6 protein-coding genes are annotated in these 8,027 nt (G+C 69.9%); 2 read left to right on the top strand and 4 right to left on the bottom strand.

From position 1 onward, the window contains the following. Together G6017_RS04715 and G6017_RS04710 are read right to left on the bottom strand one after the other, a co-directional pair. On the bottom strand, positions 1-2,458 hold a 2,458-nt coding region (locus G6017_RS04715), incomplete at its 3' end, for a glycoside hydrolase family 65 protein (protein WP_182616164.1). Beyond that, positions 2,455-3,201 (bottom strand): HAD family hydrolase, encoded by a 747-nt coding sequence (locus G6017_RS04710; protein ID WP_182616165.1) that lies wholly within the window; start codon positions 3,199-3,201, stop codon positions 2,455-2,457. The genes G6017_RS04715 and G6017_RS04710, both read right to left, overlap by 4 nt. Before the next feature lie 274 nt (positions 3,202-3,475). Between G6017_RS04710 and G6017_RS04705 the strand changes: the two genes are divergently transcribed. Further along, positions 3,476-4,258, top strand: a complete 783-nt coding sequence (locus tag G6017_RS04705; RefSeq protein ID WP_182616162.1) for a hypothetical protein — start codon at positions 3,476-3,478, stop codon at positions 4,256-4,258. A gap of 220 nt (positions 4,259-4,478) precedes the next feature. Here G6017_RS04705 and lpdA read toward each other — a convergent pair whose 3' ends face one another. Then, positions 4,479-5,873, bottom strand: coding sequence for a dihydrolipoyl dehydrogenase (gene lpdA / locus G6017_RS04700; protein ID WP_179523433.1), 1,395 nt, complete (start codon positions 5,871-5,873; stop codon positions 4,479-4,481). Between the two features lie 123 nt (positions 5,874-5,996). Beyond that, the gene (locus tag G6017_RS04695; protein ID WP_179523434.1) at positions 5,997-6,152 is read right to left on the bottom strand and encodes a hypothetical protein; all 156 of its coding nucleotides are present in this window, start codon (positions 6,150-6,152) and stop codon (positions 5,997-5,999) included. A gap of 167 nt (positions 6,153-6,319) precedes the next feature. On the opposite strand from G6017_RS04695, the gene G6017_RS04690 reads away from it, so the two are divergent. Beyond that, positions 6,320-8,027 (top strand): prolyl oligopeptidase family serine peptidase (locus tag G6017_RS04690; protein WP_182616160.1); only part of this gene is annotated, 1,708 nt, incomplete at its 3' end.

The following is an 8,027-nucleotide window of genomic DNA, read 5'->3' as shown; positions in this document are numbered from 1 at the left end:
GGGCCCGCTCGTCCAGTTCCAGCGTGAGGGTCTGGCCGGCGGGCACCGTCACCGGCTGCCCTTGCACGGTGCACGCGAAGTCGGCGCCGTTGAGGTTCACGATCGTGATCTCCGTGTGGGTGCACCGGACCCGCACGTGCGTGCCGCGCACGGTCAGACGGAACGTCAACGCGCCCCACTCGGCGGGCACCCGGGGATCGAACGAGATCTCGCCCCGGTAGTCGCGCATCCCGCCGAACCCGCTCACGAGCGCCGACCACACGCCGCCGGCGGAGGCCACGTGAATGCCGTCCGCGGCGTTGCCGTGCACGTCCGCCAGGTCCACGACCAACGCCTTGGAGAAGTGCTCGAACGCCTCGTCGCAGTACCCGATCTCGGCGGCGATGATCGACTGCACGACCGCCGAGAGCGTGGAGTCTCCGGTGGTGAGCGGGTCGTAGTACTCGAAGTTGGCTCGTTTCTGCTCCTCGGTGAACTCGTCACCGCGCAGGAACATCGCCAGCACCACGTCGGCCTGCTTGAGCACCTGGTGCCGGTAGATCACCAACGGGTGGAAGTGCAGCAGCAGCGGGCGGCGCGGGTGCTCCAGGTCCTGGTCCCAGACCTCCTTGGCCAGGAAGTCCTCATCCTGGGGGTGCACACCGAGCGCCTCGTCGTACGCGATCACCATGTTCTCGGCCGCGCGCCGCCATTCCGCGATCTCGCCGGCGTCGATCTTCAGGCGCCGACAGATCCCCGCCCACCGGCCGTCACCCAGCTCGGCGATCCGCTTGCACGCGATGGTCGCGGCCACCAGGTTGAACCTCGCCATGGCGTTGGTGAACAAGTTGTTGTCCACCACGGTCGTGTACTCGTCGGGGCCGGTGACGCCGTGGATGTTGAAGCAGCCGTCGTCGGCGAAGAACCCGAGCGAGACCCACATCCGCGCGGTCTCGACCAGCACGTCCACGCCCTCGCGGATCATGAACTCCTGGTCCCCGGTGGCCCACAGGTACTTGACCATGGCGTGCGCGATGTCGGCGTTGATGTGGTACTGCGCGGTGCCGGCCTCGTAGTAGGCGGAGGCCTCCTCGCCGTTGATCGTGCGCCACGGGTACAGCGCGCCGTTGACGGACAGGAAGCGGGCGCGTTCGCGGGCCTTGTCGAGCATCGAGTACCGGAAACGCAGGGCGTTCCGGGCGAACCGCGGCATCGTGTAGGTGAGGAACGGCAGGACGTAGGTCTCGGTGTCCCAGAAATAGTGGCCGGAGTAGCCGCTGCCGGTGACGCCCTTGGCGGCGATCCCGCAGGTCTCGGCGCGGGCGGAGGACTGGGCCAGCTGGAAGAGGTTGAAGCGGATGGCCTGCTGGGTCTCGGGCGGGCCGTCCACCTCCACGTCCCCGCGGTGCCAGAAGTGGTCGTACCAGTCGCGCTGCGTGCGGTGCAGCTCCTCCACGCCGCGGTCGCGTGCCCGGGACAGGGTGCGCGCGCACCGTTCGGCGAGCTCGTTGGCCGGTACCTTCTCGGAGGTGTGGTACGCCGCCAACTTGGTCAGCTTGAGGACGCGGCCGGGGGTGGCGTGGGCGTGGTAGACGACCTTGGAGGCGTCGTCGTCGCTCTCCACGCTCATGTCGACCTCGTCCTCGGTCTCGACCTCGTGGTCCACGGCCACGGCGATCGACATCCCCGAGTTGGCGCAGCGGTAGCCGTGCACCTGGTAGCCGCGCTGCCCTTCGCAGACCACCGGTTCGAGCACCCGGTGGTCCAGCCCGTCCGACCGTCGCGGGTCGAACCCCTCGGGCACGGCCTCGGCGGAGTGGTACTCGTCCTCGCCGTCCTGCCGGTTGAGCACCTGCGAGGAGATCACCACCGGCGCGGTCTCATCGGGCAGTTCGATCTCGTAGGTCATCACCGCGAGGTGCTTTTCCACCATCGACACCATGCGGGTGGTCCGGATGATCACCTTCTTGCCGGCCGGAGTGCGCCAGACCAGCTCGCGGCGCAGGATGCCGTCGCGGAAGTCGATACTGCGTTCGTAGTGCTCGAGGTCGGCCTCGCTCACCCGCAGCGGCTCGTCGTCGACGTAGATCCGGATCGTCTTGGTGTCGGGAGCGTTCACCATCGTCTGGCCCTCGCGTGCGAGGCCGAACGCGTCCTCGGCGTGCAGGATGTGCCAGGTCTCGTGGAACCCGTTGACGTACGTGCCGTGGGTCTTGGAGTCGCGTCCCTCCTCGAGGTTGCCGCGCATGCCCAGGTAGCCGTTGCCCACGGCGAACTGCGTCTCCGAGACACCCATCGGCGAGGCCTTGGGGCTGGTCTCCACCCAACGCCAGGGGTCCGCGGGGTGCGTGTGGCGGTTGATCTCCGGGACCTCGAGGTGGCTGCGGAGGTTGACGCCGTAGGTCGTCCGGATGTTGCCGGGGACGGACTGGCCGATCGTGTCGTGGACCGGGCCGCGCCCGGGGGGGACGGGTGTCATGACCGTGCCCCCGTCAGCCCGGGGATCAGTTCGGCCAGGTCGACGACGACGATGTCGGCACCCTCCCGGAGCAGGACGTCGCGGCCCGCGCCGCGGTCCACGCCGACGACGTGGGCGAACCCGCCGGCGGCACCGGCCTGCACGCCCGAGACGGCGTCCTCGATCACCACGCAGCGGTCCGCGGGCACGCCCAGCAGTTCGGCCCCCCGCAGGTACGTGTCGGGCCGGGGCTTGCCCGGGATGCCCTCGGCCTGCGCCACCAGCCCGTCGACGATGACCTCGAAGCGGTCCCGCAGCCCCGCCGCCTCGAGCACGGGGCCCGCGTTCTTGGAGCTGGAGACCACGCAGGACGCGATCCCGGCGGCGTCGAGGGCGTCGAGGTAGGCGACCGACCCCGGGTAGGCCTCGATCCCCTCGTCGAGCAGCTGACGGAAGACGATGTTCTTGCGCAGCCCCAGCCCGGTGATCGTGTCCGCCTCGGCTGACCCCTCGTCGTCGTCGCCCTCGCCCTCGACGCCATCGGGCAGCGTGATGCCGCGCGCGGCGAGCATCGAGGCGATCCCCTCCACCCGCGGTTTGCCGTCGATGTAGCGGAAGTAGTCCTCGTCCGAGTAGGGGTCGATCCCGCGGTCGGCGAAGTACGCGGAGAACATCCGGTTCCACGCCTGCATGTGCTTCTCGGCCGTCGGGGTGATGACCCCGTCGAGGTCGAAGAGCACGGCATCTATGCCGTCATGGTCCATGTCGAATCCTGCTTCCGGGTCGGTGGGCCGATCGGGCTCGTCCGGTGACGCATCAAGGGTAGACACCCGGACGCCGTATCGAACCCCTCACCTCCCCCCGTGCGGCCCATCTCACGCCCGGCGGGCAGGGAATGTGGGTGCCATCCGGCCTACGTGCGGGAGGGATGCGTCGGGAGGGATGTGGGGTCCACCTGGCCTCCACGCGGGGCGGAATGCACTGTTGCCGGGTGCCCGGTGGCACTATGGTCGGTGACTCTGGACTAGAAGGAGAGAGATGCGACTTCGCACCCGCAATCCCCGCCGTGTCGCGATCGCCGGCCTCGCACTGGTCACCGCGGCCGCACTCACGGCCTGCACGTCGGACTCCGACGACTCCGGGAACGGTGACGCCCCGGGCGACACCCAGACCACGGCGACCGTCGACGAGTCCGCACCCGAGGCCCCTCTCGACCAGCTTGTCCTGGCCGAGGGCGAGGCCCCCGGTGGCGGTGTGGTGCAGGTGATCGAGCCGGATCTCCTCCAGGAGGCGGTCGACAAGCTCGTCGCCGACCAGGGCAAGCAGCTCATGGAGGACCCGGCGTGCGACCGTGTCTCCCGCCTCGAGACCGTCTCCAACTTCGCGACCACCGACGGGCTGACCGCAGCGGTGCGGTACAAGCAGTCGGAGGAGGACGACACCGAGCATCGTTTCGGGATCGGCATGGTGGGTCAGAAGCTCGACGACTTCATGGACCGCTCCCTGTACGAGGCCTGCACCACCTCGCGGAGCTCCACCAACCCCGACGTCGAACTCGTCATGACCGTGGCGGACGCCCCGGCCATCGAGGGCGCCGAGGGCTTCCGGGTCACCAGCGACTTCATCACCACCCGGCCGGACGGCACCCGCTCACTGAGCCGGGCCATCGCGATCCACGGCTTCACCCGTGACACCACCGTGAGCGTCGAGTACGCGGCCCGCGGCAACAACCCGGAGGCGGACCCGGTCCTGCCCTCCGCGGCCGGCGCCCTGGACGCCATCTACGAGGCGCAGATGGCCAAGATCGTCGTGGCCGAGTAGGCCCCTCGACCGTCGTCGGCGCCCCAGCCATCGAGAAGAGCGTTCCGCGCACGTCGCCCGAGAGGGAGTGCGCGGAACGCTCTTTTCGTTGATCGCTGCCCGGTTTTCGTTGACCGCTGCCCGGCGCGGGGCAGGCCCGGACCGGTGCGGGGTGGGCCGGGGAGCCCGGTGAGTGCGGGCCGGGTCAGGGCCCGGCCGGGTCAGGGCCGGGCCGGCGCCCCTAGAGGTTGATCATGTGGCCGCTGACGCCCTCGACGGCCTCCTTCATGGCCTCCGAGAGGGTCGGGTGGGTGTGCACGTTGCGTGCCACGTCCTCGGCGGTGAGGTCCCACATCTGCGCCAGGGTCAGCTCGGGCAGCAGTTCGGAGACGTCGGGGCCGATGAGGTGGGCACCGAGCAGTTCGCCGTGCGTGCCGTCGGCCACGACCTTGACGAACCCGACCGCGTGGCCGAGCCCGTGCGCCTTGCCGTTGGCGGAGAACGGGAACTTGCCCACCTTGACGTCGTAGCCCTCGTCGCGGGCCTGGGCCTCGGTCAGCCCGAACGAGGCCACCTGCGGCTGGCAGAACGTCGCGCGCGGCATCATCCGGTAGTCACCCAGGGTCTGTGTCTGGGCGCCGGCCATGGTCTCGGCGGCCACGACTCCCTGCGCCTCGGCCACGTGGGCCAGCTGCAGCTTGGCGGTGACGTCGCCGAGGGCGTAGATGCCCTTGACGTTGGTCCGCATGTTGTCGTCGATGGCGATGGCGCCGCGGTCGGTGAGCTCGACACCGGTCTTGTCCAGGCCGTAGCCCTCCACCCGGGGCGCGAACCCCACGGCCATCAGCACCTTGTCCACGGTCAGGGTCTGGGACTTGCCCTCCTCACCGTTCTTCTCGACCTCCACCTCCACCGAGTCGCCGTTGTCGGTGACCTTGGTGGTCTTGTGCCCGGTCAGGACCTTGACGCCGAGCTTCTTGTAGTGCTTGGCGATCTCCTTGGAGACCTCCTCGTCCTCGTTCGGCAGGAGACGGTCCATGAACTCGACGATCGTCACCTCGACGCCGTAGTTGGACATGACGTAGGCGAACTCCATGCCGATGGCCCCGGCGCCGACGATCACGACGGAATCCGGGAGCTCGCGGGAGAGGATCTGGTCCTCGTAGTCCACCACGTTCTCGCTCAGCTCGATCCCGGGCAGCGTCTTGACCACGGAACCGGTGGCGATGATGCAGTTGTCGAACGTGTACGAGGTGCCGTCGACCTCGATCGTCTTGTCGTCGGTGAAGGTGCCGAAGCCGTCGATCTCGGTGATCTTGTTCTTCTTCATGAGGAAGTGGACACCCTTGACGATGTTGTCCGAGACCTTGCGGCTGCGGTCGTGGGCCACCCCGTAGTCGAAGGAGACGTCCCCGGAGATCCCGAACGTCTTGGCGTCACGCAGCACCGTGTTGGCCAGCTCGGCGTTGCGCAGCAGCGCCTTCGAGGGGATGCACCCGACGTTGAGGCACACACCGCCCCAGTATTTCTCCTCGATCACGGCCACCTTGAGGCCGAGCTGCGAGGCGCGGATCGCGGCGACGTAGCCACCGGGGCCCGCGCCGAGGACGATGAGGTCGTAATGAGTGTCAGCCACGACACACAGGGTAGCGCTCCCGACGGCCGCCGAGCGGCGGAGCGGCGTGGAACCCCACCCGAAATGAGCGTCGCCGCCTCCTCCCGGGGGGAGGGGCGGCGACGGTGCCCGAGTGGGGCGAGCTCAGGACAGGTTGCCCAGGACCGACTTGAGAGCCGAGGCGACGATGTCGCCGACGGTCTCGGCGATCATGTCGGTGATGTTGCCGGTGGCGCTGCCGCCGCTGAGCGAACCGGAATCGCCCGAGCCGGTGCTGAGGATGTCGGTGAGGGAACCCATTGTGTATCTCCGTTTATTGAGTGCATTCTCGAGGATTTCGAGAATGGCCGGGTCAGGCGACCCCTGCATGGCGTTGATGGTACTGACGCTACGGCCCGGTAACAAGAGCCTGTGGATTTCTTACACCGGTTCAGTTGCCGACGGGCCGCACACGGCATCATCGGGGCATGAACTCATCCGCGTCGCCCGATCCGTTCCTGCATCTCGAGGACGTCGACTCCGCCGGGGCCCTCGAGTGGGTCCGGGACCGGAGCGACCGAACCGTGGCGGATCTCGCCTCCGGGCCGGAGGCCGAGACGGCGTACGCCCGCGCCCTGGAGATCCTCGACGCCTCGGACCGCATCGCGTGGCCGGTCCTGCGCGGCCGCCACGCCTACACCCTCTGGCGGGACGCCGACCATCCCCGCGGTCTGTGGCGACGGGTGCCGTGGTCCGTGCTCTCGCGTGGTGCCCCGGGCGTCGACCACCCGGCCTGGGAGACCCTGGTGGACGTGGACGCCCTGGCCGCCGAGGAGGGGGTCAACTGGGTCTACTCGGGCACCGTGGTCCGGCGCCCCGCGGACGACAGGGCGCTCATCCGGCTCTCCCGCGGGGGCGCGGACGCGGTGGAGGTCCGCGAGTTCGATCTGACCGCCCGCCGATTCGTCCCGGAGTCCGAGGGCGGGTTCCGGTTGTCCGAGGCCAAGAGCTCGGTGTCCTGGGTGGACCGGGACACCCTGCTGCTGTCCTCGCCGCTGGACCCCGGCGGGTCGGACGCCACCGACTCCGGCTACCCCCGCCTGGCGCGTCTGTGGCGTCGCGGGACCGACCCGCTCAGCGCGCCGGTGATCTTCTCCGGACGATCGGAGGACGTGGCGGTGGGCGCCGCGTACGACCTCACCTCGGGCCGCTACACGGCCAGCCGTGCCCCCGACTTCCACACCTCCGAGGAGTGGTTCTGGTCCCCGGGGGTCGATCCCTCGACCACCGCACCCCACCGACTCCCGGTCCCCGAGGACTGCCGCGTGGAGTCGTGCGGGGACTGGCTGCTGCTGCGGCCGCGCACCGATCTCGAGGTCGCCGGACGCACCCACGCCGGCGGGTCGGTCCTCGTGCTGCCGTGGGCCGCGATCGACGCCGACCCCTCGCGGTTGCCCGAGCCCGTCGTCCTGTTCTCCCCCACCCCCTCCACCACGGTCGAGGACGTGACCTGGGGCCGGGGCCGGATCCTGCTGACGATCCTCGACGACACCGAGTCCCGCCTCGAGGCGTACACGATCCCCGACGCCGCGGACGGGGCCTGGGAGCCCCGCCCCGTCGAGGGCTTACCGGACCACGTGTCGGTGGACGTGCTGTCCTGCGACCGCCTGTCCGGCGCCGACGCAGGCGGCGGAATGGACGACGACGACGACGAGCGCCCACACCCCGACGACGCCGTCCTCGCGGTGTCCGGGCCGATCGTGCCGCCGTCGCTGGTGCTGCTGCGCGCGGACGGCTCCACCACGACGCTCGGGTCCACCCCCGACCGGTTCGACACCACCGGCATCGAGGTCACCCGGCACACAGCGGTCAGCGACGACGGCACCCGCGTGCCCTACACCGTGATGCGCGGCCCCGGCCCCGACGGGCCGAGGCCGACCATCCTCTACGGATACGGCGGCTTCGAGGTGTCCATGCGGCCGTCGTACGCGGCGCTGCGTGGGGCGCTCTGGCTCACCGGGGGCGGCGTCTACGTGGTCGCGGGGATCCGCGGCGGGGGCGAGTACGGACCCGCCTGGCACAAGGCCGCCGTCCGCGAGAACCGCCCCCGCGCGTTCGAGGACTTCGCGGCCGTGGCCCGGGCCCTCGTCTCCACAGGGGTGACCACCCGCGATCAGCTCGGCGCGACCGGCGGGA

Source organism: Dietzia sp. B44, assembly GCF_014145245.1.
GTDB classification, from domain to species: Bacteria; Actinomycetota; Actinomycetes; order Mycobacteriales; family Mycobacteriaceae; genus Dietzia; species Dietzia natronolimnaea.
This window is presented reverse-complemented; position numbering and strand designations above follow the sequence as displayed.

Bases quoted from the DNA above. Each gene is read 5' to 3' on its own strand.
- G6017_RS04710 (WP_182616165.1), bottom strand. From the start codon at position 3,201: ATGGACCATGACGGCATAGATGCCGTGCTCTTCGACCTCGACGGGGTC.
- G6017_RS04705 (WP_182616162.1), top strand. From the start codon at position 3,476: ATGCGACTTCGCACCCGCAATCCCCGCCGTGTCGCGATCGCCGGCCTC.
- G6017_RS04695 (WP_179523434.1), bottom strand. From the start codon at position 6,152: ATGGGTTCCCTCACCGACATCCTCAGCACCGGCTCGGGCGATTCCGGT.